21 protein-coding genes and 2 rRNA genes are annotated in these 26,975 nt (G+C 70.0%); 20 read left to right on the top strand and 3 right to left on the bottom strand.

Annotation, left to right across the window (positions count from 1 at the left end; genetic code table 11):
* Nucleotides 1–2 precede the first annotated feature (2 nt).
* Entirely contained in the window at nucleotides 3–1,508 is a 1,506-nt protein-coding gene (locus GXB85_RS03100; RefSeq protein ID WP_161916158.1) for a catalase, read from the bottom strand.
* Nucleotides 1,509–1,572: 64 nt separating this feature from the next.
* The gene (locus GXB85_RS03095) at nucleotides 1,573–2,025 is read right to left on the bottom strand and encodes a Fur family transcriptional regulator (RefSeq protein WP_161916157.1); all 453 of its coding nucleotides are present in this window, start codon (nucleotides 2,023–2,025) and stop codon (nucleotides 1,573–1,575) included.
* Between the two features lie 277 nt (nucleotides 2,026–2,302).
* Here GXB85_RS03095 and infC point away from each other — a divergent pair, with 277 nt between their 5' ends.
* The 7 genes from infC to pheT all read left to right on the top strand — a co-directional run bounded on the left by infC (nucleotide 2,303) and on the right by pheT (nucleotide 9,138).
* Nucleotides 2,303–3,007 carry a translation initiation factor IF-3 gene (gene infC / locus GXB85_RS03090; protein ID WP_370523970.1) on the top strand — a complete coding sequence of 235 codons (705 nt, stop codon included), beginning with the start codon at nucleotides 2,303–2,305 and terminating at the stop codon, nucleotides 3,005–3,007.
* An 87-nt stretch (nucleotides 3,008–3,094) separates the two neighbouring features.
* Entirely contained in the window at nucleotides 3,095–3,289 is a 195-nt protein-coding gene (gene rpmI / locus GXB85_RS03085) for a 50S ribosomal protein L35 (RefSeq protein ID WP_161916156.1), read from the top strand.
* A gap of 64 nt (nucleotides 3,290–3,353) precedes the next feature.
* A complete protein-coding gene (gene rplT / locus GXB85_RS03080; protein WP_161916155.1) occupies nucleotides 3,354–3,734 on the top strand; it encodes a 50S ribosomal protein L20 in 381 nt (126 codons plus the stop codon).
* A gap of 79 nt (nucleotides 3,735–3,813) precedes the next feature.
* On the top strand, nucleotides 3,814–4,668 hold the full coding sequence (locus GXB85_RS03075; protein ID WP_370523969.1) for a TrmH family RNA methyltransferase: 855 nt from the start codon (nucleotides 3,814–3,816) through the stop codon (nucleotides 4,666–4,668).
* Nucleotide 4,669: 1 nt separating this feature from the next.
* Nucleotides 4,670–5,281 (top strand): RNA 2',3'-cyclic phosphodiesterase, encoded by a 612-nt coding sequence (thpR, locus tag GXB85_RS03070; RefSeq protein WP_161916154.1) that lies wholly within the window; start codon nucleotides 4,670–4,672, stop codon nucleotides 5,279–5,281.
* Nucleotides 5,282–5,470: 189 nt separating this feature from the next.
* On the top strand, nucleotides 5,471–6,535 hold the full coding sequence (gene pheS / locus GXB85_RS03065) for a phenylalanine--tRNA ligase subunit alpha (protein ID WP_161916153.1): 1,065 nt from the start codon (nucleotides 5,471–5,473) through the stop codon (nucleotides 6,533–6,535).
* Nucleotides 6,535–9,138 carry a phenylalanine--tRNA ligase subunit beta gene (gene pheT, locus GXB85_RS03060; protein ID WP_161916152.1) on the top strand — a complete coding sequence of 868 codons (2,604 nt, stop codon included), beginning with the start codon at nucleotides 6,535–6,537 and terminating at the stop codon, nucleotides 9,136–9,138. Before pheS ends, pheT begins: the two co-directional genes overlap by 1 nt.
* A 63-nt stretch (nucleotides 9,139–9,201) precedes the next feature.
* Here pheT and GXB85_RS03055 read toward each other — a convergent pair whose 3' ends face one another.
* On the bottom strand, nucleotides 9,202–10,188 hold the full coding sequence (locus GXB85_RS03055; protein ID WP_161916151.1) for a quinone oxidoreductase: 987 nt from the start codon (nucleotides 10,186–10,188) through the stop codon (nucleotides 9,202–9,204).
* An 80-nt stretch (nucleotides 10,189–10,268) separates the two neighbouring features.
* On the opposite strand from GXB85_RS03055, the gene argC reads away from it, so the two are divergent.
* The 13 genes from argC to GXB85_RS02990 all read left to right on the top strand — a co-directional run bounded on the left by argC (nucleotide 10,269) and on the right by GXB85_RS02990 (nucleotide 26,939).
* The gene (gene argC, locus GXB85_RS03050) at nucleotides 10,269–11,324 is read left to right on the top strand and encodes an N-acetyl-gamma-glutamyl-phosphate reductase (RefSeq protein ID WP_202627479.1); all 1,056 of its coding nucleotides are present in this window, start codon (nucleotides 10,269–10,271) and stop codon (nucleotides 11,322–11,324) included.
* Complete coding sequence (gene argJ, locus GXB85_RS03045) at nucleotides 11,321–12,484, top strand: bifunctional glutamate N-acetyltransferase/amino-acid acetyltransferase ArgJ (RefSeq protein ID WP_161916149.1); 1,164 nt, start codon at nucleotides 11,321–11,323, stop codon at nucleotides 12,482–12,484. The genes argC and argJ overlap by 4 nt, the downstream gene beginning before the upstream one ends.
* Nucleotides 12,481–13,473, top strand: coding sequence for an acetylglutamate kinase (argB, locus tag GXB85_RS03040; RefSeq protein WP_161916148.1), 993 nt, complete (start codon nucleotides 12,481–12,483; stop codon nucleotides 13,471–13,473). Before argJ ends, argB begins: the two co-directional genes overlap by 4 nt.
* Entirely contained in the window at nucleotides 13,470–14,702 is a 1,233-nt protein-coding gene (locus GXB85_RS03035) for an acetylornithine transaminase (protein WP_161916147.1), read from the top strand. Before argB ends, GXB85_RS03035 begins: the two co-directional genes overlap by 4 nt.
* A complete protein-coding gene (gene argF / locus GXB85_RS03030; protein WP_161916146.1) occupies nucleotides 14,699–15,634 on the top strand; it encodes an ornithine carbamoyltransferase in 936 nt (311 codons plus the stop codon). The genes GXB85_RS03035 and argF overlap by 4 nt, the downstream gene beginning before the upstream one ends.
* A complete protein-coding gene (locus tag GXB85_RS03025) occupies nucleotides 15,631–16,167 on the top strand; it encodes an arginine repressor (RefSeq protein WP_161916145.1) in 537 nt (178 codons plus the stop codon). The genes argF and GXB85_RS03025 overlap by 4 nt, the downstream gene beginning before the upstream one ends.
* Before the next feature lie 62 nt (nucleotides 16,168–16,229).
* Complete coding sequence (locus GXB85_RS03020) at nucleotides 16,230–17,471, top strand: argininosuccinate synthase (protein ID WP_161916144.1); 1,242 nt, start codon at nucleotides 16,230–16,232, stop codon at nucleotides 17,469–17,471.
* A 3-nt stretch (nucleotides 17,472–17,474) separates the two neighbouring features.
* Entirely contained in the window at nucleotides 17,475–18,902 is a 1,428-nt protein-coding gene (gene argH / locus GXB85_RS03015; protein WP_161916143.1) for an argininosuccinate lyase, read from the top strand.
* Nucleotides 18,899–19,453 (top strand): AAA family ATPase, encoded by a 555-nt coding sequence (locus GXB85_RS03010; protein ID WP_370523968.1) that lies wholly within the window; start codon nucleotides 18,899–18,901, stop codon nucleotides 19,451–19,453. The genes argH and GXB85_RS03010 overlap by 4 nt, the downstream gene beginning before the upstream one ends.
* Nucleotides 19,450–20,130 (top strand): DNA-3-methyladenine glycosylase, encoded by a 681-nt coding sequence (locus GXB85_RS03005; RefSeq protein ID WP_161916142.1) that lies wholly within the window; start codon nucleotides 19,450–19,452, stop codon nucleotides 20,128–20,130. The genes GXB85_RS03010 and GXB85_RS03005 overlap by 4 nt, the downstream gene beginning before the upstream one ends.
* 45 nt (nucleotides 20,131–20,175) lie before the next feature.
* Nucleotides 20,176–21,438 (top strand): tyrosine--tRNA ligase, encoded by a 1,263-nt coding sequence (tyrS, locus tag GXB85_RS03000; RefSeq protein WP_161916141.1) that lies wholly within the window; start codon nucleotides 20,176–20,178, stop codon nucleotides 21,436–21,438.
* Between the two features lie 525 nt (nucleotides 21,439–21,963).
* Nucleotides 21,964–23,484: ribosomal RNA gene (locus GXB85_RS02995) — 16S ribosomal RNA — on the top strand.
* A gap of 347 nt (nucleotides 23,485–23,831) precedes the next feature.
* Nucleotides 23,832–26,939: ribosomal RNA gene (locus GXB85_RS02990) — 23S ribosomal RNA — on the top strand.
* The 16S and 23S rRNA genes sit together here, the layout of an rRNA operon.
* The last annotated feature ends 36 nt before the right edge of the window (nucleotides 26,940–26,975 follow it).

Raw genomic sequence — 26,975 nt, 5'->3', positions numbered from 1 at the left:
GCTCAGCGCGTGGGCAGCGTGGCTGTCGCGGGCTGCCCGGTCTCGAGTGGCGCCGTGCCGGCGAGGTTCTCCCGCAGGCGTGCACCGAGGTCGCTGTCGACCTGCGTCCAGTAGGCGATGGCCCGGTCGCGGATGCCGGCGTCCTTCACGCCGCCCACGTGACCGGTGATCGTGTCGAGGAACCGGGCGCGTGCGGCGTCGTCGAACACCTCGCGGTACAGCGTGCCCGCCTGCCCGAAGTCGTCGTCCTCGGCGTGCAGCGTCGCCGACGCGCGCACCAGCTCACCGTCGGCCTCCCAGCCGGGCGACTCCGCGGCACGCTGCGGGTCGGCGTGCGCCCCGCCGCGGGAGTTCGGCGCGTAGACGGGGACCTCCGGTGCGTTGAAGGTGTACCGGGCGGCGCCGTCCTTGGAGTAGGTGTGCACCTGCTCGGCCCCGTGGGGGTAGTTGACGGGCAGCTGCGCGTGGTTCGTGCCCACGCGGTAGCGGTGGGCGTCGGCGTAGCTGAAGATCCGGGCGAGGAGCATCTTGTCGGGGCTCGTCGAGATCCCGGGTACGAAGTTGCTCGGCGCGAACGTGGCCTGCTCGATCTGGGCGAAGTAGTTCTCGGGGTTGCGGTTGAGCTGCATCGTCCCGACCTTGAGCAGCGGGTAGTCCGTGTGCGGCCACACCTTCGTGAGGTCGAACGGGTTGAAGCGGTAGGTCGCCGCGTCGGCGTAGGGCATCACCTGGACGTACAGCGTCCAGCTCGGGTGGTCCCCGGCCTCGATCGCCTCGTACAGGTCACGGATGTGGATGTCGGCGTCGGAGCCGGCGAGCTGCGCGGCCTCCTCGTTCGACAGGTTCTTGATGCCCTGGTCGGTCTTGAAGTGGTACTTCACCCAGAAGCGCTCGCCGTCGGCGTTGATCCACTGGTAGGTGTGCGAGCCGAAACCGTCCATGTGGCGCCACGACGCGGGGATGCCACGGTCGCCCATGAGCCAGGTCACCTGGTGGGCGGACTCGGGCTGCAGGCTCCAGAAGTCCCACTGCATGTCGTTGTCACGCAGGTGGGAGCCGGGGAGCCGCTTCTGGGAACGGATGAAGTCGGGGAACTTGATGCCGTCACGGATGAAGAAGACGGGTGTGTTGTTCCCGACGAGGTCGTAGTTGCCCTCGCTGGTGTAGAACTTCAGGGCGAATCCTCGCGGGTCGCGCCACGTGTCGGGGGAGCCGAGTTCTCCGGCCACGGTCGAGAACCGCGCGAGCATCGAGGTCGTGGCCCCGGGCTGGAAGAGTGCGGCACGCGTGTAGCGGCTGACGTCCTCGGTCGTCGTGAAGGTGCCGAACGCGCCGCCACCCTTGGCGTGCACCACACGCTCGGGCACGCGCTCGCGGTTGAACTGCGCGAGCTTCTCGACCAGGTAGTGGTCGTGCAGGACGATCGGGCCGTCGGCCCCGACGCTCTGGGAGTGCCCGTCCGAGGCGACGGGGGCCCCGGCGTTGGTGGTCGTGTACGGGTGGGTCACGGCGTTCCTTCCTGGTGGGTGCGACGGTCCCGCGGTCGCGGCCGTCGGACGAGCGGGTGCGCGGTCAGTGCGCAGGGGCGACGACGTCGTGCACGGGGGCCGGGGTGGTGCCCCCGGCGCATGCGGGGCAGGTGCCCCAGTAGGTGACCTCGGCGCTGTCGACGGTGAAGCCCGAGGTGGACGAGGGGGTGAGGCACGGGGCGTGTCCCACGGCGCAGTCCACGTCGTCGACGGCACCGCAGCCCCGGCACACCACGTGGTGGTGGTTGTCCGCCACGCGTCGTTCGTAGCGGGCGGGGTGGCCGGCCGGCTCGATGCGCCGCAGCAGTCCTGCGTCGGTCAGCGCGTGCAGGACGTCGTAGACCGCCTGGACGGAGACGGTCGGCAGGTCCTCGCGTACGGCGCGGAGCACCGTCTCCGCGGTCGCGTGGGGGAGCCGGCCGATCGTCGCGAGCACGGCGCGCCGCGGAGCGGTCACCCGCAGGCCGCGGTGGCGGAGCAGCTCGACGTCGTCCATGCGCTCGAGCCTGGCAGAGTTTCTGGAACAGTTCAAGAATGTACGCATCCGTCGTGTCGCTGCGGCTCGGCAGGGGTCGAGTCCCGGCGGCCCGGGTGGTAACCTGGGCGCGACCGATCGTCGTCCCGTCGTGGTTGCGGTTCCTCCGTCGTGAGGGCCCGTCGCTGCAGGCGTGACGGCGATGTGAAGCGGAGCCACTCCCACCCAGGTGCCGACAGCCCTCGAGGCGACAGGTGTCGGGTTCGGTCCGGACGGCGTCTCGTGCGCCGTAGGTGTCGTGCCCCGTTCGCGGGGGCGACCGACGGATCAGGCCTCCGCGCGCTCGGCAGCGGGGGCCTTTCTCGCGTCCGGCGGTCGCCACGACGAGCACGAGGAGCAGCACATCAGCGAGCCCCGCATCAACGATCGGATCCGCGTCGCCGAGGTCCGACTGGTCGGCCCCAACGGCGAGCAGGTCGGCATCGTCCGCGTGGAGGACGCCCTCCGGCTGGCCCAGGAGGCCGACCTCGACCTGGTCGAGGTCGCCCCGGACGCACGGCCGCCCGTCTGCAAGCTCATGGACTACGGCAAGTTCAAGTACGAGGCCGACATGAAGGCGCGTGAGGCCCGGCGCAACCAGGCCAACACGGTCCTCAAGGAGATCCGCTTCCGCCTCAAGATCGACCCGCACGACTACGGCACCAAGAAGGGCCACGTCGAGCGGTTCCTCCGGGCGGGCGACAAGGTCAAGGTCATGATCATGTTCCGCGGGCGTGAGCAGTCGCGTCCCGAGATGGGTGTGCGCCTGCTGCAACGCCTCGCGGACGACGTGGCCGAGCTCGGTTTCGTCGAGAGCATGCCCAAGCAGGACGGCCGCAACATGACGATGGTGCTCGGCCCGGTCAAGAAGAAGGCCGAGGCCAAGAACGAGCGTCGCCGTGCCAAGGAGGCCGCCGCCGCGGGCGGAGCGCCGAGTGCCGACGAGGCCCCCGCGGAGTCCTGAGCCGTCGTCCCGAACGTGTGCGGGCCCGCCGGCCCGCACCTCGAACGCGTCGCCCCGCCGGGCGGCCTGAAGGAAGAGAGCACACCAGTGCCGAAGAACAAGACGCACTCCGGTGCGAAGAAGCGGTTCCGGATCACCGGCAGCGGCAAGGTCATGCGCGAGCAGGCCGGCGCCCGCCACCTGTTCGAGCACAAGTCGAGCCGTCGCACCCGCCGCCTCGCCTCCGACCAGGTCGTCTCGGCCGCCGACACCCCGAAGATCAAGAAGCTGCTCGGCAAGTGAGCCCGTGGGTGTGCACCGCACACCCCGAGCCCACCTGTGAGCCCCCGAACCCAAGGAGCATCACGTGGCACGCGTGAAGCGGGCGGTCAACGCCCAGAAGAAGCGCCGGACGACTCTCGAGCGCGCGAGCGGCTACCGCGGTCAGCGGTCCCGCCTGTACCGCAAGGCCAAGGAGCAGGTCACCCACTCCCTCGTCTACGCCTACCGCGACCGCAAGGCGCGCAAGGGCGACTTCCGCCGGCTGTGGATCCAGCGCATCAACGCTGCGGTCCGCGCGCAGGGCATGACGTACAACCGCTTCATCCAGGGCCTCAAGGCCGCGGGTGTCGAGGTCGACCGTCGCGTCCTCGCCGAGCTCGCCGTCAACGACCCGACCGCGTTCAACGCGCTCGTCGTCGTGGCGCGCGAGGCGCTGCCGGAGGACGTCAACGCCCCCGCGGCCTGACGCGACGCACCCGCACGACGAAGCCCCTGGGACCGGGTCCCAGGGGCTTCGTCGTACCCGGCCCTGGCACACTGGCGCCGTGACGTCTGGCACGGGCCCGGGGGCCGACCTGCTGAGTACTCGCTCCGACCGGGTGCGGTGGGTGCGGGCGCTCGCAGGCGCGGCAGCACGGCGTCGGCACGGGCGCTTCCTTGTCGAGGGGCCGCAGGCGGTCCGTGAGGCCGTGCGGGACCGGACCGCGCGGCCGCTCGACCTGTACGTGGGTCCGGTCGCGGCTGACCGCTACCCGGAGCTGCTCGCCGAGGCGGTCGGCGCGGCCGGCGTCCACGTGCACCGGGGGACGGCCGACGTCCTCGAGGCGATGAGCGCCGACGCGCAGCAGCTCGTGGGCGTGGCGCCGCTGCGGCGGCACGACTGGTCCGAGGTCATCGCTGAGAAGCCCGGGCTCGTCGCGGTTCTCGCGCACGCCCGCGACCCGGGCAACGCGGGAACGGTCATCCGGGCCGCCGACGCCGCGGGCGCCCGCGCAGCGGTTCTCACCGACGCGAGTGTCGACGTGCACAACCCGAAGGTCGTGAGGTCGACGGCCGGCTCTCTCTTCCACCTCCCGGTCGTCACCGGACTGCCTCTCGCTCGCGCCGTGACCGACCTTCGCGCGGCAGGGCTGCTCGTCCTTGCGGCGGACGGGACCGGCGCGCACGATCTCGACGACCTGCTCGACGTCGCCGGCGCCGCCCCGCAGGGCGTCCCCGATCTCTCCCGGCCCACGGCGTGGGTCTTCGGCAACGAGGCGTGGGGGCTGTCCGCAGAGGACCGTGCCCTCGCGGACGACGTCGTCCGCGTCCCCATCCACGGGCGCGCGGAGTCGCTCAACCTCGCGACCGCGGCGACGGTGTGCCTCTACGCCTCGGCGCGAGCCCAGAGGGCGCGCTGACGTGCGTCTCTTCGCAGCCGTCCGGCCGCCGATCCCTGTCCTCGAGCACCTCTCGGGCGCCCTGCTCGGCGTCCTCGGGCCGTCGCGTCCCGACGACGTCCGGTGGACGGCCGAGGAGAACTGGCACCTCACGCTCGCCTTCTACGGTGAGGTGCCTGAGGGCGCCGTCGAGGAGCTCACGGCCGACCTCGCGGGTGTCGCGCGCGCGACCGCGCCGTTCGAGCTGAGCCTGCGCGGCGCGGGGGTCTTCTCCCACCGGACGCTGTGGATCGGCGCGTCCGGAGACGTCCAGGCCATGACCGGTCTCAGCGCGGCGGCCGCGGCGGTCGGCGCGGACGTCACGGGTCGGGAGGACGACCGGCCACGCCATCGCCCGCACCTCACGGTGGGTCGGGTGGTCGCCGGGCGGGGCGGGCGCGCGCGCCGGACGGGTCGCGCGGTTCCACAGGTGCAGGCCCTCGTGCATGCGCTGTCGCTCTACGAGGGGCCCACGTGGGAGGTCGACCACGTCCTCCTCGTCCACTCGCGTCCGGGGGCCGGTCGCGGCGGGGGACCCCTGTACGAGGACGTCGCCCGGTTCGACCTCACCCCGGACCTGGCGACGCGTCCATGAGGGGCTGTGGCAGCATGGCCTCATGCAGCGCACGACGCCGGTGGTGCGCCGCCGATTTCCGCGGCCCTGACCGGGCCGCGCGCACGCTGCACGCATCCGTTCGCCGATGAGGCGGCGGCAGGGTCCGGGACGGGCGCCTCGCTAGACTCCCCGACGGCCGCACGGCCCCCACCCTCCCGGAAGGTCCGCATGTCCCACGCTGACCCCCTGTCCCCGCTCGACGACGACGCCGTCGAGGCCGCCGTCCTCGAGGCGATCGCGGCGTTCGAGGCCGCCGGCGACCTCGCCGAGCTCAAGACCGCACGTCTCGACCACCTGGGTGACCGCAGCCCCGTCGCCCTGGCCAACCGTTCGATCGGTGGGCTCCAGCCCGCCGAGAAGGCTGACGCGGGTCGGCGCATGGGGACCGCTCGCGCACGGCTCCAGGCGGCCCACGACGCCCGTCAGGCCGTGCTCGAGGCGGAGCGCGACGAGCGTGTGCTGCGCGAGGAGACGGTCGACGTCACGCTGCCTGTCGACCGTGCCCCGCGTGGGGCTCGCCACCCGCTCGAGGTGATCTCCGAGCGCATCGCCGACGTGTTCGTCGCGATGGGCTGGGAGATCGCCGAGGGTCCCGAGGTCGAGGCCGAGTGGTTCAACTTCGATGCCCTGAACTTCGGGGTGGACCATCCGGCGCGGCAGATGCAGGACACGTTCTACGTCGCCCCCCAGGACGGTGCGACGGCGTCGTCGGGTCTCGTGCTGCGCACGCACACCTCACCCGTGCAGGCGCGGTCCATGCTCGAGCGCGGCGTGCCGGTCTACGTCGCGGTCCCGGGCAAGACCTTCCGCACGGACGAGCTGGACGCGACGCACACGCCCGTGTTCCACCAGGTCGAGGGACTCGCGGTGGACAGGGGACTCACGATGGCCCACCTCAAGGGCACGCTGGACCACTTCGCACGGGCGATGTTCGGGCCCGAGGCACGCACCCGCCTGCGTCCGTCGTTCTTCCCGTTCACCGAGCCGAGCGCCGAGATGGACCTGTGGTTCCCGCAGAAGAAGGGCGGGCCCGGCTGGATCGAGTGGGGCGGGTGCGGGATGGTCAACCCGAACGTCCTGCGCTCGTGCGGGGTCGACCCCGACGAGTACTCGGGCTTCGCGTTCGGCATGGGCATCGAGCGGACGCTGATGCTGCGCCACGGGATCGCCGACATGCACGACATGGTCGAGGGTGACGTTCGCTTCTCCCTCCAGATGGATGGGGTGGTCTGATGCCGCGCATCCCTCTCGGCTGGCTGGCCGAGCACGTCGAGCTGCCTGCGGGCACCACGGCCGAGCAGCTCGCGACCGCCCTGGTGCGGGTGGGCATCGAGGAGGAGGCCGTCCACCCGGCGGCCGTCACGGGCCCCCTCGTGGTGGGTCGGGTCGTCGAACTGACGCCTGAGCCCCAGAAGAACGGCAAGACGATCAACTGGTGCCGCGTCGACGTCGGGCCCGAGCACGGCGAGGAGCGCGAGGACGGCACCCGTGGCCCGCGCGGCATCGTCTGCGGCGCGCACAACTTCGGCGTGGGTGACCAGGTTGTCGTCGCCCTGCCCGGCGCGGTGCTGCCGGGCGGCTTCGCGATCGCGAGCCGCAAGACGTACGGCCACGTGAGCGACGGCATGATCTGCTCCGCGCGCGAGCTCGGTCTCGGCGAGGACCACGCCGGCATCATCGTGCTGGCGGAGCTGGGGTACGACGACGTCGTGCCGGGCCAGGACGCGCGTCGGCTGCTCGGTCTCGACGCCGAGGTGCTCGAGGTCAACGTGACGCCCGACAGGGGTTACTGCTTCTCGATGCGTGGGCTCGCACGCGAGTACGCGCACGCCACGGGCGCCGTCTTCACCGACCGGGGCCTGCCTCGCGACGGCGAGCCGGCGTGGCGACCGGGTGAGGCCGGGTTCGCGGTCGCGCTCGAGGACACCGCGCCGGTGCACGGGCAGCCGGGCTGCGACCGGTTCGTCGCGCAGGTGGTGCGCGGCGTGCGGGCCTCTGCGCCGTCACCCGCCTGGATGCAGCAGCGCCTCACGCAGGCGGGCATGCGCCCGATCTCGCTCGCTGTCGACGTCACGAACTACGTGATGCTCGACCTGGGGCAGCCTCTCCACGCGTACGACCTCGCGCGCGTGGCAGCACCGATCGTCGTGCGTCGCGCGCGAGCGGGGGAACGGCTCACGACCCTCGACGACGTCACGCGCACGCTCGTGGACGAGGACCTGCTGATCACCGACTCGCCCGGCGGCGATCGCGGCGGCCGCGTGCTGGGTCTCGCCGGCGTCATGGGCGGGGCCGAGAGCGAGGTGTCCGAGCAGACGACCGACCTCCTGGTCGAGGCCGCGCACTTCGACCCCGTGACGGTGGCGCGCACCGCTCGCCGGCACAAGCTCCCGACCGAGGCGGCGCGACGCTTCGAGCGGGGCGTGGACCCGCAGCTCCCGCTCGTGGCGGTGCGCCGCGTCGTCGAGCTGCTCGTCGAGCACGGCGGGGGCGAGGCCGACGCCGCCGTGACGGACGTCGGCGAGCCGGCGCTCCCCGCCGTGGTGACCCTGCCGCTGGATCTCCCCGGTCGGCTCGTGGGGGTTGCCTACACGCCCGAGCAGGTGCGCGAGACGCTCGTCGAGATCGGTTGCGTCCTGGGCGAGGAGCATCCCGGGGGCGGCCGCCACGCGGTCGGCGCGGTGGACGTCACCCCGCCGTCGTGGCGACCCGACCTGCTCACGCCGGTCGACCTCGTCGAGGAGGTCGCGCGCCTGCGCGGCTACGACGCGATCCCCTCGATCCTGCCGACAGCACCCGCCGGGCTCGGTCTGACCGAGGCGCAGCGCCTGCGCCGGGCGGTCGCTGGTGCGCTCGCACGCACGGGCTTCGTCGAGGTGCTCAGCTACCCCTTCGTGGGTCCGCACCAGTACGACGAGCTCGGCCTGGCCGCGGACGACCCGCGTCGTGGTGGCCTCAGGCTCGTGAACCCGATGTCGGAGGAGCAGCCGCTGCTGCGGACCGACCTCCTCGTGACGCTCCTCGACACCGCGCGGCGCAACGTGGCACGGGGCAACGAGGACGTCGCGCTGTTCGAGACCGGGCTCGTGACGCCGGCACCGGCGCCCGCGCCCGCGCCCGCGCCCGTCGGCGGCGTTCGCCCCGCGGACGAGGTCCTCGCGCAGATCGTCCGCGCCGTGCCGCCCCAGCCGAGGCACGTCGCGGGCGTGGTCATGGGTGATCGCGAACGCGCGGGCTGGTGGGGCGAGGGCCGACGCGGCGACCACACCGACGCGATCGCGGCGGCGCAGCTCGTGGCGCGCACCGCCGGTGCGCCGGTCACGGTGTCCGCCCAGGGCGCGCCCATGCCGTGGCACCCGGGGCGGACCGCCCGGCTCGAGCTCCCGGACGGCACGCTCGTCGGCTACGCGGGTGAGCTCCACCCGACGGTCGTCGAGGCGCTGCGCCTGCCGGTCCGGGCGTCGGCATTCGAGGTGGATCTCGACGCCCTGCTCGCCGCGCGACCGTCCGAGCCGGTCCAGGCGCGCCCGGTGTCGACGTTCCCGGTCGCGAAGGAGGACATCGCCCTCGTCGTCGACGACACCGTCGCGGGGGCGGAGCTCCTGGCCGCGGTGCACGACGGCGCCTCCGGGTCGTCCGCGGGCGACGTCGTCGAGGAGGTCCGTCTGTTCGACGTGTACACGGGGCCGCAGGTCGGCCAGGGGAGGCGTTCGGTGGCTTTCTCGCTGCGCCTGCGTGCCCCCGACCGGACGCTCACGGCCGCCGAGACGCTCGCCGTGCGGGAGTCGGCGGTCGCCGAGGCGTCCCGGCGGTGCGGGGCCGAGCTACGGGCCTGACCTCCTCACGACGCGCGGGCGTCCTCGTGGCCTTGCAGTGCCCCGGGGACGCCCGCGCGTGCGTCAGGGGAGCAGCAACACCTTGCCCGTCGTGGCGCGTCCCTCGAGTGCGCGGTGCGCGTCGGCGGCCTCGTCGAGCGCGTACCGCGCGCCGATGCGGATGTCGAGACGCCCGGCGGCGACCTCGGCGAACAGCTCGTCGGTCCGGCCCACGAGCTCCTCTCGGGTCGCGACGTACGGCCCGATGCTGGGCCGGGTCAGGTACACCGAGCCGGCCGAGTTGAGCCGCTGCGGGTCGAGCGGCGGCACCTGACCCGAGGCGCCGCCGAAGAGGGCGAGCCCGCCCCTCGGGCGCAGCGAGGCCAGCGAGGCGTCGAAGGTCGCGCGTCCGACGCCGTCGAACACGGTGTGCACGCCCTCCCCGTCGGTGATCTCGCGCACGAGCCTCGGCAGCTCGGTGCTCAGGTCGTCGAGGGCGTCGTACCGCAGCGCGACGTCGGCGCCCGCGGCCCGCGAGAGCGTCGCCTTCTCGTCGGTCGACACCGTGCTGAGCACCCGGGCACCCCTGGCCACCGCGAGCTGCGTGAGCAGGAGGCCCACGCCGCCGGCTCCGGCGTGGACGAGGACGGTCTGCCCTTGCTGCACCGGGAAGGTCGAGGTCGCGAGGTAGTGCGCCGTGACCCCCTGCAGCATGAGAGCGGCCGCGGTCTCGAGCGTGACGTCCTCGGGAACGGGGACGAGGTGGCGTGCGGCGACCGTGGCCAGCTCGAGGTACGAGCCGGCCGAACCGTCGAGCCACGCGACGTGGTCGCCCTGGCGCACGTCGGTCACGCCCTCACCCACCTCGGTGACCGTCCCCGCGCCCTCACCCCCGACGACGTGCGGGAAGGGCATCGGATAGGTACCCGAGCGCCGGTAGGTGTCGATGAAGTTGACCCCCGCCGCGGCGACGTCGACCACCACCTCGCCGGGCCCGGGCCGCGGATCGGGCAGGTCGCTCGCGGTCAGGACGTCGGGCCCGCCGGGGGCCATGGCTCGGATGGCGCGCATGTACCGTCGAACCACGCCGGTCGACATCCGATTCCCGTGTCGCCTCGCGCCACCATGCAGGCCTGTGTATATTCATGCACATGACGGTGCGGGTAGCGGTGTCCGGTGCGAGCGGGTACGCGGGTGGTGAGGTGCTGCGTCTCCTCGCGAGCCACCCGGAGGTCGAGGTCGGGACCGTGGCGGCGCACTCGTCGGCCGGTGACCTGCTCGGCGCGCATCAGCCCCACCTCCGCTCGCTCGCCGACCGCGTGATCGCGCCCACCGACGCCGCGAGCCTCGCAGGCCACGACGTCGTCGTCCTCGCGCTGCCGCACGGGGCCTCGGCGGCCGTCGCCGCGGAGCTCGAGGCGGGTGGCGAGGACGTGCTCGTCCTCGACTGCGGCGCGGACCATCGTCTCTCGGACCCCGAGGCGTGGTCGAGCTTCTACGGCACGGAGCACGCCGGGACCTGGCCGTACGGGATGCCCGAGCTCATGCTTCGTGACGGCCGTCGGCAGCGGGACGTCCTCGCGGGCGCGCGCCGGGTCGCGGTCCCGGGCTGCAACGTGACGGCGGTGACGCTCGGGCTCCAGCCGGGCGTGGCCGCCGGGGTGGTCGACCCGCACGACGTCGTCGCCGTTCTCGCGGTCGGGTACTCGGGTGCGGGCAAGGCCGCGCGCACCCACCTGCTCGCGTCCGAGGGGCTCGGCGCCGCGGTGCCGTACGCCGTCGGGGGCGCCCACCGCCACGTCCCGGAGATCGAGCAGAACCTGCGTGCGGTCGGGGCCGCCCACGTCGGGCTGTCGTTCACCCCCGTCCTCGTCCCGATGTCGCGCGGGATCCTCGCGACGACGACGGCACCGCTCGCCGCCGGCGCGGACGCCGCAACGGTCCGCGCCGCATGGCACGAGGCGTACGCCGACGAGCCCTTCGTGCATCTCCTCCCGGAGGGCCAGTGGCCGAGCACGGCCTCTGTCGCCGGTGCCAACACGGCCCTCGTCCAGGTCGCCGTCGACGAGCGCGCAGGCCGCGTCGTGGCGGTGTGCGCCGTCGACAACCTCGTCAAGGGCACCGCGGGTGCGGCCGTCCAGTCCATGAACGTCGCCCTGGGCCTGCCCGAGACGCTCGGGCTCCCCGTCGAAGGAGTTGCACCGTGAGTGTCACCGCACCTGCCGGGTTCCGGGCCGCCGGGGTCGCCGCGGGTCTCAAGTCGTCAGGCGCCCCCGACGTGGCGCTCGTCGTCAACGACGGTCCGCTCGACGTGGCCGCCGCCGTGTTCACGGCGAACCGGGTCGTGGGCGCCCCCGTGATCTGGTCACGCCAGGCCGTCGCGGACGGCGTCGCCCGTGCCGTGGTGCTCAACTCGGGCGGGGCGAACGTCGCGACAGGTGCCGAGGGCTTCGCCGACGCCCACCGCACGGCCGAGCACGTGGCCGAGCTGCTGGACGTCTCCGCGGGCGACGTCGTGGTCTGCTCGACGGGACTGATCGGCGAGCGCCTGCCGCGTGAGCTCCTGCTCGACGGCGTGACGGCCGCCGCCCGGGCGCTCGGGTCCGAGGGCGGTCCGGATGCGGCGGTCGCCATCATGACGACGGACTCGGTACCCAAGACGGTGCACGTGCGGCGCGACGGCTGGTCGGTCGGCGGCATGGCCAAGGGCGCCGGGATGCTCGCGCCGAGCCTCGCGACCATGCTCAGCGTGCTCACCACCGACGCGGTGGTCGACGCGGCCGCGGCCGACGCAGCGCTGCGCGGCGCGACCCGCACCACGTTCGACCGCGTCGACTCCGACGGATGCATGTCGACCTCTGACACCGTGACCCTGCTCGCGTCCGGGGCCTCGGGGGTCGAGGTGTCCGTCGACGAGCTGCGCGACGCGGTGACCGAGGCGTGCGCGGTCCTCGCGCGCGCGCTCGTGGCCGACGCCGAGGGATCGACCCACGACATCGCTGTGACGGTGCGTGGCGCCGAGGACGAGGACGCCGCCGTCGCCGTCGCGCGCGCAGTCACCCGCTCGAACCTGGTCAAGGCTGCGGTGTTCGGCAACGACCCGAACTGGGGGCGCATCATCGCCCAGGTGGGCACGGTGCCCGAGGAGGTCGCCGCGTTCGACCCGGCCCTGCTCGACGTGTCGGTCAACGGGGTCCAGGTCTGCCGGGCCGGCGGTCCCGGCGCCCCGCGCGAGGAGGTCGACATGGCCGCGCACCGCGAGGTGCACATCGACGTCGACCTGCACGCGGGCGACGCGTCCGCAACGGTCTGGACCAACGACCTGACCCACGCCTACGTCCACGAGAACAGCGCGTACTCCACATGAGCGAGCAGACCCCTGCCACCCCGCACGTCGACGCCCCGTTCGAGGGCCTCGACGTCCGTACCGACCTCCGCCCCGATCAGAAGGCCGAGGTGCTCATCGAGGCACTGCCGTGGCTCGAGGAGTTCTCGGGCGCGCTGTTCGTCGTGAAGTACGGCGGCAACGCGATGGTCGACGACCGGCTCAAGCGCGCCTTCGCCGAGGACATGGTCTTCCTCCGCCGTGTCGGCCTGCACCCCGTCGTCGTGCACGGAGGCGGCCCGCAGATCTCCGCCATGCTCAACCGCCTCGGCATCGAGAGCGAGTTCCGCGGCGGCCTGCGCGTCACCACACCCGAGAGCATGGACGTCGTCCGCATGGTGCTCACGGGCCAGGTCTCGCGCGAGCTGGTGGGCCTGCTCAACGCGCACGGACCGCACGCCGTCGGGCTCTCCGGTGAGGACGGCGGCCTGTTCAGCGCACGCCGCCGCACCGCGACCGTCGACGGGCGTCCGGTGGACGTCGGCCAGGTGGGCGACGTCGTGGGCGTGGACCCGCGTGCCGTCCAGGACCTGCTGGACGCCGGCCGCATCCCGGTGGTCTCGACGGTCGCGCCCGACGTGGACGACCCGACCCAGGTGCTCAACGTGAACGCCGACACGGCCGCCGCCGCCCTCGCGGTCGCCCTCGGGGCGACGAAGCTCATCGTGCTGACCGACGTCGAGGGCCTCTACACCGACTGGCCCGACAGGTCGTCGCTCGCGCGGACCATCCGCGCCTCGGCGCTCGCCCAGCTGCTCCCGTCCCTCGAGTCGGGCATGGTCCCGAAGATGGAGGCCTGCCTGCGCGCGGTGCGTGGGGGAGTGCCGCAGGCGCACGTCGTCGACGGTCGCCAGGCGCACTCGGTGCTGATGGAGGTGTTCACGCAGGCCGGTGTGGGCACCATGGTCCTGCCCGACGACGTGCGGACGGGTTCCGTCCCGGTCGTCCCGGCCGCGGGGGGTACGCCGTGAGCGCAGTCGAGCCCGGGTCGTCGACCGGTGGTGAGGTCGGCGGCTCGGTCGCCGAGTGGACGGCGCGGTACGGCCGCGCCCTCATGAACACGTTCGGCCCCCCGCGACGCGTGCTGGTGCGCGGCGAGGGTGCCTACGTCTGGGACGCGGACGGGCGTCGCTACCTCGACCTGCTCGGCGGCATCGCAGTGAACGCCCTCGGCCACGCGCACCCCACGCTGACGGCGGCGATCGCCGCTCAGCTCGGGACGCTCGGGCAGGTGTCGAACTTCTTCGCGACGCCCACCCAGGTGGCGCTCGCGGAGCGTCTGCTCGAGCTCGCCGAGGCTCCGGCGGGCTCGAGGGTCTTCCTCAGCAACTCCGGGTCCGAGGCCAACGAAGCGGCGCTGAAGATGGCGCGTCGCACGGGGCGCCCGCGGGTCCTCGCTCTCGAGGGCGCGTTCCACGGCCGCACCATGGGCGCGCTCGCGATGACTCACAAGGCGGCGTACCGCGAGCCCTTCGAACCGCTCCCCGGCGGCGTCGAGTTCCTGCCCTTCGGCGACGTCGACGCCCTCGCGCGGGCGATGGGCCCTGACGTCGCGGCGATCGTGGTCGAGCCCGTGCAGGGCGAGGCGGGGGTGCGTCCGCTGCCTCCGGGCTACCTCGCGCAGGCCCGGCGCCTCGCCGACGAGCACGGCGCCCTCCTCGTGCTCGACGAGGTGCAGACGGGCATCGGGCGGACGGGCGCGTGGTTCGCGCACCAGCGTCCCGAGATCGGCGGCGGCGTCGTGCCGGACGTGATCACACTCGCCAAGGGCCTCGGCGGCGGGTTCCCGGTCGGAGCCGTCATCGGACTCGGGGAGCGTGCGGGTTCGATCCTCGGTCCGGGTCAGCACGGCACGACGTTCGGGGGCAACCCGGTCGCCGCGGCAGCGGCGCTGACGACCCTCGGGGTGATCGAGCGCGACGGCCTCCTCGCGCACGTCCTCGACATGGGTGACCGGCTGAGCACGGCCCTCTCGCAGGTGCCGTGCGTACGAGAGGTCCGAGCTGTCGGTCTGCTCGTCGCGATCGAGCTGACCCGCCCGTCGGCGCCGGTCGCCGGTCTCGCGCTCGAGGCGGGCTTCGTCGTCAACGCCGTCACGCCGACGGCGTTGCGGCTCGCACCGCCTCTCGTCGTCACGTGGGAGCAGCTGCGCTCCTTCGTGGAGATGCTCGCGACGGTGCCTCCGGAGGAGGAGCCGTGACCCGTCACCTGCTGCGCGACGACGACCTGAGCCCGGCCGAGCAGCGCGACGTGCTGCACCTCGCTGCCCGGCTCAAGGCCGAGAGGTTCGCGGCACGTCCGCTCGCGGGGCCGCGCACGGTCGCCGTGCTCTTCGACAAGCCGACGCTGCGTACCCAGCTGTCCTTCACGGTCGGGATCGCCGAGCTCGGCGGCCACCCGATGCTGGTCGACGGCAACCTCGCGCAGGTGGGGGTGCGCGAGTCCGTCGCGGACACCGCGCGTGTCCTGGGCCGCCAGGTGGCTGCGATCGTGTGGCGCACCTTCGCACAGGGCCGGCTCGAGGAGATGGCGGCGCACGCCGGCGTCCCGGTCGTCAACGCGCTCACGGACGAGTTCCACCCGTGCCAGGTGCTGGCTGACCTCCTGACGATCGCCGAGCACGTCGCGGGGGGAGTCGACGGCCTCGGGGGCCAGGTGCTCACGTACCTCGGCGACGGCGCCAACAACATGGCGCAGTCCTACCTGCTCGGCGGAGCCACGGCCGGCCTGCACGTCAGGATCGCGACGCCGGCCGACCGCCATCCGCAGGTCGCCGTGGTCGAGCGCGCCACGGAGATCGCCCGCGGCACTGGTGGTTCGGTCGAGGTCACCACCGACGTCGAGGAGGCCGTCGCGGGCGCCCACGTGCTCGCGACGGACACGTGGGTGTCGATGGGCGACGTGACGTCCGGGGAGGACGCGGAGGCGCTCTTCGGGCCCTACCGCCTCGACGCCGCACGCCTCGCTGCGGCACGGCGCGACGCCGTCGTGCTGCACTGCCTCCCCGCCTACCGCGGCAGGGAGATCACGGCCGAGGTCATCGACGGCCCGGCCTCGGTCGTCTTCGACGAGGCCGAGAACCGCCTGCACGCCCAGAAGGCGCTGCTCGCGTGGCTCCTGGAGGCGCGATGAGCGACGCCGACCTCCGTAGCGCGGAGCCCGTCGGTGCGGCCGTGCCGACGACCAAGGCGGCGCGGCACGCGCTCATCACCCGGGTGCTCACCCGCACCGCCATCCGTTCGCAGGGCGAGCTCGCGGCCGCGCTCGCGGCCGAGGGGCTCACGGTGACGCAGGCCACCCTGTCGCGAGACCTCGTCGAGCTGCGTGCGGAGAAGGTGCGCTCGGCGGACGGTGCGCTGGCGTACGCGTTGCCACCCGAAGGAGGGGAGCGGCGACCCCAGGCACCGCTCGCGGGTGAGCAGCTCGCGGCGCGTCTCGCGCGCCTGTGCGTCGAGCTCCTCGTGACCGCCGAGGCCTCCGGGAACCTCGTCCTGCTGCGCACCCCGCCGGGAGCCGCGCAGTTCCTGGCCTCGGCGATCGACCACTCGGTGCTGCCGGGTGTGCTCGGCACCATCGCGGGCGACGACAGCGTGCTCGTGATCGCCCGCGAGACGGACGGCGGCGAGGCCGTCGCACGTCGGTTCCTCGAGCTCGCCGGCAGCTGAACCTCCACGAACCCCCTGAACGGACGAGCGCACCGACGCTCCCACCTAGAGAGAGACCTGAGATGACTGAACGTGTGGTGCTGGCCTACTCCGGAGGTCTCGACACCTCTGTCGCGATCGGCTGGATCGCCGAGGCGACCGGTGCCGAGGTGATCGCCGTCGCGGTCGACGTCGGCCAGGGCGGGGAGGACCTCGAGGTCATCCGTCGCCGCGCCCTGGACTGCGGCGCGGTCGAGGCCTACGTCGCCGACGCGCGGGAGGAGTTCGCGGCCGAGTACTGCATGCCCGCGCTCCAGGCGAACGCGCTCTACATGGACCGCTACCCGCTCGTGTCGGCGCTCTCGCGGCCGGTGATCGTCAAGCACCTCGTGCGCGCGGCGCGGCAGTTCGGTGCCTCGACGGTCTCGCACGGCTCGACCGGCAAGGGCAACGACCAGGTCCGCTTCGAGGTGGGCATCACCTCGCTCGCCCCGGACCTGCGCTGCATCGCGCCGGTTCGCGACCTCGCGCTGACGCGCGACAAGGCGATCGAGTACGCCGAGCGCAACGGGCTGCCGATCGAGACCACGAAGCACAACCCGTTCTCGATCGACCAGAACGTGTGGGGCCGCGCGATCGAGACAGGCTTCCTCGAGGACATCTGGAACGCTCCGACCAAGGACGTCTACACCTACACCGACGACCCGACGTTCCCGCCCGTCGCGGACGAGGTCGTGGTGACGTTCGAGCAGGGCGTCCCGACCGCGCTCGACGGCGTCCCGGTCACCCCGCTCGAGGCGATCCAGGAGATGAACCGCCGTGCGGGCGCCCAGGGCGTGGGCAGGATCGACATCGTCGAGGACCGCCTGGTCGGCATCAAGAGCCGTGAGGTGTACGAGGCGCCCGGTGCGATGGCTCTCATCGCGGCGCACGCCGAGCTCGAGAACGTCACCCTCGAGCGAGAGCAGGCGCGATTCAAGCGTGGCGTCGAGCAGCGGTGGACCGAGCTGGCCTACGACGGCATGTGGTTCTCGCCGCTCAAGCGCTCGCTCGACACCTTCATCGCCGACACCCAGCGCTACGTCACGGGCGAGGTCCGCCTGGTGCTGCACGGAGGTCGCGCGACGGTCACCGGTCGGCGCAGCGAGGCGAGCCTCTACGACTTCAGCCTCGCGACGTACGACACGGGCGACGCGTTCGACCAGTCGCACGCCAAGGGCTTCATCGAGATCTACGGCCTGCAGGCGAAGCTCTCGGCGGCGCGCGACGTGCGCTTCGGCAACGGGGTCGACCTGGGTACCGGCGAGCTGCCGACGGAGGGCTGAGCGATGACGGAGAGCGGCGCCGAGGGCGCGCGGGTGAGCCTGTGGGGCGGCCGGTTCGCGGGCGGCCCCGCGGACGCTCTCGCGGCCCTGTCGAAGAGCACGCAGTTCGACTGGCGTCTCGCGGGCCAGGACATCACTGGCTCGCGCGCTCACGCACGCGTCCTCCACCGCGCAGGTCTGCTCGACGACGACGAGCTCGCTCGCATGCTCGACGCACTCGACCGCCTGCACGAGGACGTCGCCTCCGGTGCCTTCGCCGCGGCAGACGACGACGAGGACGTCCACACGGCCCTCGAGCGCGGGCTCATCGAGCGGGCGGGGCCGGATCTGGGCGGCAAGCTGCGCGCTGGCCGTTCGCGCAACGACCAGATCGCCACGCTGGTGCGGATGTACCTGCGCGACGAGGCGCGCACGATCGCCGGGCTGCTCCTGGACGTCGTCGACGCCCTGGTCGCCCAGGCGGCCGCGCACCCGGGGGCCCCGCTGCCGGGCCGCACGCACCTGCAGCACGCGCAGCCCGTCCTGCTCGCTCACCACCTGCTCGCGCACGCGTGGCCGGTCCTGCGGGACGTCGAGCGGCTGACCGACTGGGACCGCCGGGCTGCGCGTTCCCCGTACGGCTCGGGCGCACTCGCAGGCTCGTCGCTCGGCCTCGACCCGGCCGCCGTCGCCGCCGACCTGGGCTTCGACGGCCCGGTCGAGAACTCGATCGACGGCACGGCGGCCCGGGACGTGGTCGCCGAGTTCGCGTTCGTGGCTGCGATGACGGGCGTGGACCTCTCGCGGCTCGCGGAGGAGGTCGTGCTCTGGGCGACCAAGGAGTTCGGCTTCGTCCGCCTCGACGACGCGTACTCCACCGGGTCGAGCATCATGCCGCAGAAGAAGAACCCCGACGTCGCCGAGCTCGCCCGCGGGAAGGCGGGTCGGCTCGTGGGGGACCTCACGGGCCTGCTCACGACCCTCAAGGGCCTGCCGCTCGCGTACAACCGCGACCTGCAGGAGGACAAGGAACCGGTGTTCGACCAGGTCGACACGCTCGAGGTGCTGCTCCCGGCCTTCGCGGGGATGGTCGCGACGCTGAGCTTCGACACCGCGCGCATGGCCGAGCTCGCGCCCCAGGGATTCTCGTTGGCGACGGACGTCGCTGAGTGGCTCGTCCGTGCGGGCGTGCCGTTCCGGGTCGCGCACGAGGTCGCGGGGGAGTGCGTCCGTGAGTGCGAGGACCGCGGGATCGAGCTGTGGGACCTGTCCGACGACGACCTCGTGCGGATCTCGCCGCACCTCACGCCCGAGGTGCGCTCGGTGCTGACGGTCGAGGGGTCGATCGCCTCGCGCTCCGCGACCGGCGGCACGGCGCCCGTCAGGGTGGCCGAGCAGCTCGCCGCCGCCCGGGCGCGCTCGGCCGAGCTCCGGACGTGGTCGCGGCGGTGACCTCGGTGCAGGAGCTCGCCGACGCGGTGCGAGGACGCCAGGCGCGGCTCGGTGGTATCCGGCTGGTGTGCGTCGACGGCCCGGCCGGCTCCGGTAAGACCACCCTCGCAGGGCGCCTCGCCGGCGCTCTCGACGGGCCGGTGATCCACCTCGACGACGTCTACGAGGGCTGGTCAGGGCTCGACGGCGTCGAGGACCGGCTCCTCGCCCAGGTGATCGAACCCCTCGCAGCGGCACGGCCGGCCCGCTACCGCCGCTACGACTGGGTCGCCTCCGACTGGGCCGAGCTCGTCGACGTGCCGAGGAGCGACGTCCTGGTGATCGAGGGCTGCGGGAGCGCCTCGCGCCGCGTGCGTGCCTTCGCGAGCCTCGTCCTGTGGGTCGAGGCACCGCGCGACGTGCGCCTCGAGCGAGGCCTGGCGCGTGACGGCGAGCAGATGCGTGACGAGTGGCAGCGGTGGATGCGGGGCGAGGCGGAGCACTTCGCACGGGAGGGGACGCGAGCAGCTGCTGACCTGCGGGTGGACGGTACTGCCCCGGTGACGCCGTGAGCGACCTCCATGAGGTGCTCGCACGCCCGGTCCTCGAGGTCGCCCCGCTGCTCCTCGGGGCGTACCTCACGTCGTCGTCCCCCGAGGGTGACGTGACCGTGCGCCTCACGGAGGTCGAGGCGTACGACGGCGAGTGCGACCCGGGCAGCCACGCGTTCCGCGGCCCAAGCCGGCGAAACCAGGTGATGTTCGGCCCAGCCGGCAACCTGTACGTGTACCGGCACATGGGGCTGCACACGTGCGCCAACGTGGTCACGGGGCGCAGCGGGCTGGCCTCGGCCGTGCTGCTGCGGGCCGGCGAGGTCGTCGACGGCGTGGCGCTCGCGCACGAGCGCCGCACGCGCGCGGGGGTCGCGCGCAGCGAGGTCGACCTCGCGCGCGGCCCCGCTCGCCTCGCGGTGGCGCTCGGGATCGCCCTCGACGACCTGGGCACCGACGTCGTCGACGGGGAACGCCTGCGGCTGCGGCTCGCCCCACCGGCGCCGGACGGCCCGCGGATCCGCACGGGCCCGCGGGTGGGGGTGTCGGGCGAGGGCGGTGACGCTGTGGCGTTCCCGTGGCGCTTCTGGCTCGACGGCGAGCCCACGGTGTCGGTCTTCCGTCCGGGCCCGTCCGCACCCCGCGCGCGCCGCGGGACGGACGTCGGTCGGAGCGGCGGCGCAGGGACGGCACACTAGGCACCGCACCTGCCCGCGGTGGGCGGACGACGAGACGAGGAGCACGTGGTGCACATCCTGGACGAGCTGCGGTGGCGTGGCCTCGTGGCCCAGACGACTGACGAGCCCGCCCTGAGGCAGGCCCTCTCAGCGGGGCCTGTGACGCTCTACTGCGGGTTCGACCCGACGGCGCCGAGCCTGCACCACGGGCACCTCGTCCAGCTGGTCCTGCTCCGGCACCTCCAACGCGCAGGCCACCGGGTGCTCGCGCTGGTAGGTGGCGCGACGGGGCTGATCGGTGATCCGCGCATGTCGGGGGAGCGCGTGCTCAACACGCCCGAGACGGTCGCCGAGTGGGTCGAGCGGCTACGGGTGCAGATCTCCGCGTTCCTCGACTTCGACGGCGAGAACCCCGCTCGCATGGTCAACAACCTCGACTGGACCGGTGACCTGTCGGCGATCGACTTCCTCCGTGAGGTCGGCAAGCACTACCGGCTCGGCACGATGCTCACGAAGGAGACCGTGGCACGGCGCCTCGCGAGCGACGAGGGGATCAGCTTCACGGAGTTCAGCTACCAGATCCTGCAGGGCATGGACTTTCTCGAGCTGTACCGGCGCCACGGGTGCACCCTGCAGACGGGAGGCAACGACCAGTGGGGCAACCTGCTGTCCGGCGTCGAGCTCGTGCGCAAGAGCGAGCACGCTGCGGTGCACGCCTTGACGACACCGCTGATCACGAAGTCGGACGGGACCAAGTTCGGCAAGTCGGAGGGCGGCGCTGTGTGGCTGGCGCCTGACCTGATGACCCCGTACGCCTTCTACCAGTTCTGGCTCAACACCGAGGACGCGGACGTCGTCGGCTACCTCAAGACGTTCACCTTCCGCAGCCGGGAGGAGATCGCGGAGCTCGAGCGGGCGGTCGCCGAGCGCCCGGCGGCTCGCGAGGCGCAGCGAGCGCTCGCAGACGACGTGACGACCCTCGTGCACGGCCGAGGGGCGACGGCGGCCGTGGTCGCCGCGAGCCGGGCACTCTTCGGCAGAGGAGATCTCGGGGACCTCGACGCAACCACGCTCGGGGCAGCGGTCGAGCAGCTCCCGCACGCTGAGGCCGTCCTCGGTGCACCGATCATCGACGCACTCGTGCACGCTGGTCTCGTTGCGGGGCGTAGTGCCGCCCGGAGGGCGATCGATGAGGGTGGGATCTCCGTCAACAACGTGCGGGTGACTGACCCCGAGGCGGTCCTGGAGGCGGCCGACCTCCTCCACGGACGGTGGGCCGTGCTCCGTCGGGGCAAGCGCACGCTGGCCGTCGTCGAGCTCGCCCCGTGACCGGTGTCGTGGCGACGACGGCCGGATGAACGGCGGGCCACGCCTGGTTTGACGCTCGCGACGGCGTGTGCGTAGAGTCCTACCTGTTGCTCCGGACGGGAGGAACGGACGAGAGGCGCCAAGCGCCGCGGCCGGTCCCAGCGGAGGACTCCCCGAAGACCAGCCGGTGACACTCATGTCGCCGGCTGAGACGCGGGCCCAGACGTCGGGTCGATCCTCACGGATCATAACGGCCCGCCGATGGGGTAAGATTGAGAAGTTGCCTCCGGATGGGCCGAAGGGTCTGGATGGATGAGCGTTCGTTCCTTGAGAACTCAACAGCGTGCCGAAAGTCGATGCCAAGTTGTCGTCGTGTTCGGGTGTGGTTCGTGCCGTTGTGGTGCGGGTCTGCCTGGCTCGGTGACTTGGTTGAGACGAATGTTTTACGTCAGTTGAACATTTGATCGAGGCCAGATGAGAACAGGTCCTTCGGGGCCGCTTCGTGTGTCGGTCGTCCATGCCTTCGGGTGTGGGTGCCTATAGACATCTACGGAGAGTTTGATCCTGGCTCAGGACGAACGCTGGCGGCGTGCTTAACACATGCAAGTCGAACGGTGACCTCGGAGCTTGCTCCGGGTGATCAGTGGCGAACGGGTGAGTAACACGTGAGTAACCTGCCCCAGACTCTGGGATAACCCCGAGAAATCGGAGCTAATACCGGATACGAGACGCACGGGCATCTGTAGCGTCTGGAAAGAATTTCGGTCTGGGATGGACTCGCGGCCTATCAGCTTGTTGGTGAGGTAACGGCTCACCAAGGCGACGACGGGTAGCCGGCCTGAGAGGGCGACCGGCCACACTGGGACTGAGACACGGCCCAGACTCCTACGGGAGGCAGCAGTGGGGAATATTGCACAATGGGCGCAAGCCTGATGCAGCGACGCCGCGTGGGGGATGAAGGCCTTCGGGTTGTAAACCCCTTTCAGCAGGGAAGAAGCGAAAGTGACGGTACCTGCAGAAGAAGCGCCGGCTAACTACGTGCCAGCAGCCGCGGTAATACGTAGGGCGCAAGCGTTGTCCGGAATTATTGGGCGTAAAGAGCTCGTAGGCGGTTTGTCGCGTCTGCTGTGAAAACCCGAGGCTCAACCTCGGGCCTGCAGTGGGTACGGGCAGACTAGAGTGCGGTAGGGGAGACTGGAATTCCTGGTGTAGCGGTGGAATGCGCAGATATCAGGAGGAACACCGATGGCGAAGGCAGGTCTCTGGGCCGCAACTGACGCTGAGGAGCGAAAGCATGGGGAGCGAACAGGATTAGATACCCTGGTAGTCCATGCCGTAAACGTTGGGCACTAGGTGTGGGGCTCATTCCACGAGTTCCGTGCCGCAGCAAACGCATTAAGTGCCCCGCCTGGGGAGTACGGCCGCAAGGCTAAAACTCAAAGGAATTGACGGGGGCCCGCACAAGCGGCGGAGCATGCGGATTAATTCGATGCAACGCGAAGAACCTTACCAAGGCTTGACATATACCGAAAACTCGTGGAGACACGGGGTCCGCAAGGGCGGTATACAGGTGGTGCATGGTTGTCGTCAGCTCGTGTCGTGAGATGTTGGGTTAAGTCCCGCAACGAGCGCAACCCTCGTCCTATGTTGCCAGCACGTCATGGTGGGGACTCATAGGAGACTGCCGGGGTCAACTCGGAGGAAGGTGGGGATGACGTCAAATCATCATGCCCCTTATGTCTTGGGCTTCACGCATGCTACAATGGCCGGTACAAAGGGCTGCGATACCGCAAGGTGGAGCGAATCCCAAAAAGCCGGTCTCAGTTCGGATTGGGGTCTGCAACTCGACCCCATGAAGTCGGAGTCGCTAGTAATCGCAGATCAGCAACGCTGCGGTGAATACGTTCCCGGGCCTTGTACACACCGCCCGTCAAGTCACGAAAGTCGGTAACACCCGAAGCCGGTGGCCCAACCCTTGGGAGGGAGCCGTCGAAGGTGGGACCAGCGATTGGGACTAAGTCGTAACAAGGTAGCCGTACCGGAAGGTGCGGCTGGATCACCTCCTTTCTAAGGAGCTTCTTGGCACCGCAAGGTGTCCAGGGCCTACTACTCGGACGTTCGATCCGAGGTGGGTAGCTCATGGGTGGAACATCGACCAGTTGCTCGGTGTCTTCGTGTTCCCAGTACACCCTTCGGGGTCGGAACCGGAACACGGGAGTCGAGCTAGGCACGCTGTTGGGTCCTGAGGGAACGGGCGAGAGCCTGGACCTCGGGCCGACCGGGAGGTCGGTGCGTCGGACCATCTGGACCGGAGGAACCGCTTCGCTGTTGCGGGGTAGGCGCCGGGAAAGGGTGGGACCGCCCGTAGCTTGAGAACTGCACAGTGGACGCGAGCATCTTTTAGTAAGTCTTTGTGGCAAGTTTTTAAGTGCATACGGTGGATGCCTTGGCACCAGGAGCCGAAGAAGGACGTAGTAGCCTGCGATAAGCCTCGGGGAGTTGGCAAACGAACCGTGATCCGAGGATCTCCGAATGGGGAAACCCAGCTGGAGTCATGTCCAGTTACCTGCGCCTGAATATATAGGGCGTGTGGAGGGAACGTGGGGAAGTGAAACATCTCAGTACCCACAGGAAGAGATATTCCGTGAGTAGTGGCGAGCGAAAGCGGAGAAGGCCAAACCGATTGCGTGTGATAGCCGGCAGGCGTTGCGTAGTCGGGGTTGTGGGACCTTTCAGGGAGTTCTGCCGAGCTCCCAGGGAGTCAGAAAGTCGCGTCATAGTCGAAGGGCATTGAAAGGCCTGGCACAGAGGGTGCAACCCCCGTAGACGAAATGGCGTGGCCTCCCGAGAGGTATCCCAAGTAGCACGGGGCCCGAGAAATCCCGTGTGAATCTGGAGAGACCACTCTCTAAGCCTAAATACTCCCTGGTGACCGATAGCGGACAAGTACCGTGAGGGAAAGGTGAAAAGTACCCCGGGAGGGGAGTGAAATAGTACCTGAAACCGTGTGCATACAATCCGTCGGAGCCTCCCTAGCAGGGGTGACGGCGTGCCTTTTGAAGAATGAGCCTGCGAGTTAGTGGTACGTGGCGAGGTTAACCCGTGTGGGGAAGCCGTAGCGAAAGCGAGTCCGAATAGGGCGTCACAGTCGCGTGCTCTAGACCCGAAGCGAAGTGATCTAGCCATGGGCAGGTTGAAGCGCGGGTAAGACCGCGTGGAGGACCGAACCCACCTGGGTTGAAAACCGGGGGGATGACCTGTGGTTAGGGGTGAAAGGCCAATCAAACTTCGTGATAGCTGGTTCTCCCCGAAATGCATTTAGGTGCAGCGTCACGTGTTTCTTACCGGAGGTAGAGCTACTGGATGGCCGATGGGCCCCACAAGGTTACTGACGTCAGCCAAACTCCGAATGCCGGTAAGTGAGAGCGTGGCAGTGAGACTGCGGGGGATAAGCTCCGTAGTCGAGAGGGAAACAGCCCAGACCACCAGCTAAGGCCCCTAAGCGTGTGCTAAGTGGGAAAGGATGTGGAGTTGCACAGACAACCAGGAGGTTGGCTTAGAAGCAGCCACCCTTGAAAGAGTGCGTAATAGCTCACTGGTCAAGTGATTCCGCGCCGACAATGTAGCGGGGCTCAAGTACACCGCCGAAGCTGTGGCATTCACACATCAGCCAGGTCTTCGTGATCCAGGCGTGTGGATGGGTAGGGGAGCGTCGTGTGGCGAGTGAAGTCGCGGGGTGACCCAGCGGTGGACGCCACACGAGTGAGAATGCAGGCATGAGTAGCGAAAGACGGGTGAGAAACCCGTCCGCCGAATGACCAAGGGTTCCAGGGCCAGGCTAATCCGCCCTGGGTAAGTCGGGACCTAAGGCGAGGCCGACAGGCGTAGTCGATGGACAACGGGTTGATATTCCCGTACCGGCGAAGAACCGCCCATACCGAGCCCGGTGATGCTAAGTGCCCAAAGCCATCTAGATCCCTTCGGGGACGTGATGGTGGCGCGCACGACCCGAACCGGTAGTAGGTAAGCGTATTAACAGGGGTGACGCAGGAAGGTAGCCCAGCGTGGCGATGGTTGACCACGTCCAAGGTTGTAGGGCGAGCTGTAGGCAAATCCGCAGCTCACATAGCCTGAGAACTGATGGTGACCGCTTATGCGGGATGATTGGGTGATCCTATGCTGCCAAGAAAAGCCTCGACGCGAGGTTCTAGCCGCCCGTACCCTAAACCGACTCAGGTGGTCAGGTAGAGAATACCAAGGCGATCGAGAGAATCGTGGTTAAGGAACTCGGCAAAATGCCCCCGTAACTTCGGGAGAAGGGGGGCCTGAGGCGTGAAGGCACTTGCTGCCGGAGCGTTTGAAGGCCGCAGAGACCAGGGAGAAGCGACTGTTTACTAAAAACACAGGTCCGTGCGAAGTCGCAAGACGATGTATACGGACTGACGCCTGCCCGGTGCTGGAAGGTTAAGAGGACGGGTCAGCTCTTCGGAGCGAAGCTCAGAATTTAAGCCCCAGTAAACGGCGGTGGTAACTATAACCATCCTAAGGTAGCGAAATTCCTTGTCGGGTAAGTTCCGACCTGCACGAATGGCGTAACGACTTCTCCGCTGTCTCAACCGCGAACTCGGCGAAATTGCACTACGAGTAAAGATGCTCGTTACGCGCAGCAGGACGGAAAGACCCCGGGACCTTTACTATAGCTTGGTATTGGTGTTCGGTACGGCTTGTGTAGGATAGGTGGGAGACTTTGAAGCCGGCACGCCAGTGTCGGTGGAGTCATCGTTGAAATACCACTCTGGTCGTTCTGGATTCCTAACCTCGGTCCGTAATCCGGATCAGGGACAGTGCCTGGTGGGTAGTTTAACTGGGGCGGTTGCCTCCTAAAATGTAACGGAGGCGCTCAAAGGTTCCCTCAGCCTGGTTGGCAATCAGGTGGCGAGTGCAAGTGCACAAGGGAGCTTGACTGTGAGACTGACAGGTCGAGCAGGGACGAAAGTCGGAACTAGTGATCCGGCGGTGGCTTGTGGAAGCGCCGTCGCTCAACGGATAAAAGGTACCCCGGGGATAACAGGCTGATCTTGCCCAAGAGTCCATATCGACGGCATGGTTTGGCACCTCGATGTCGGCTCGTCGCATCCTGGGGCTGGAGTAGGTCCCAAGGGTTGGGCTGTTCGCCCATTAAAGCGGTACGCGAGCTGGGTTTAGAACGTCGTGAGACAGTTCGGTCCCTATCCGCTGCGCGCGCAGGAAACTTGAGAAGGGCTGTCCCTAGTACGAGAGGACCGGGACGGACGAACCTCTGGTGTGCCAGTTGTTCCGCCAGGAGCACGGCTGGTTGGCTACGTTCGGAAGGGATAACCGCTGAAAGCATCTAAGCGGGAAGCCTGCTTCAAGATGAGGTTTCCACGGGGTTCGCCCCGAGAGGCTCCCAGCTAGACCACTGGGTGAATAGGCCGGATGTGGAAGAGAGGACTAGCGACTCTCGCAGCTGACCGGTACTAATAAGCCGACAACTTGACACACCTTACTATTGCTACGCGTCCACTGTGCGGTTCCCG

Source organism: Cellulomonas sp. APG4 (genome assembly GCF_009996735.1).
Classification (GTDB): Bacteria; Actinomycetota; Actinomycetes; order Actinomycetales; family Cellulomonadaceae; genus Actinotalea.
The sequence above is the reverse complement of the archived record's forward strand: the minus strand, read 5'-3'. Positions and strand labels throughout refer to the sequence as shown.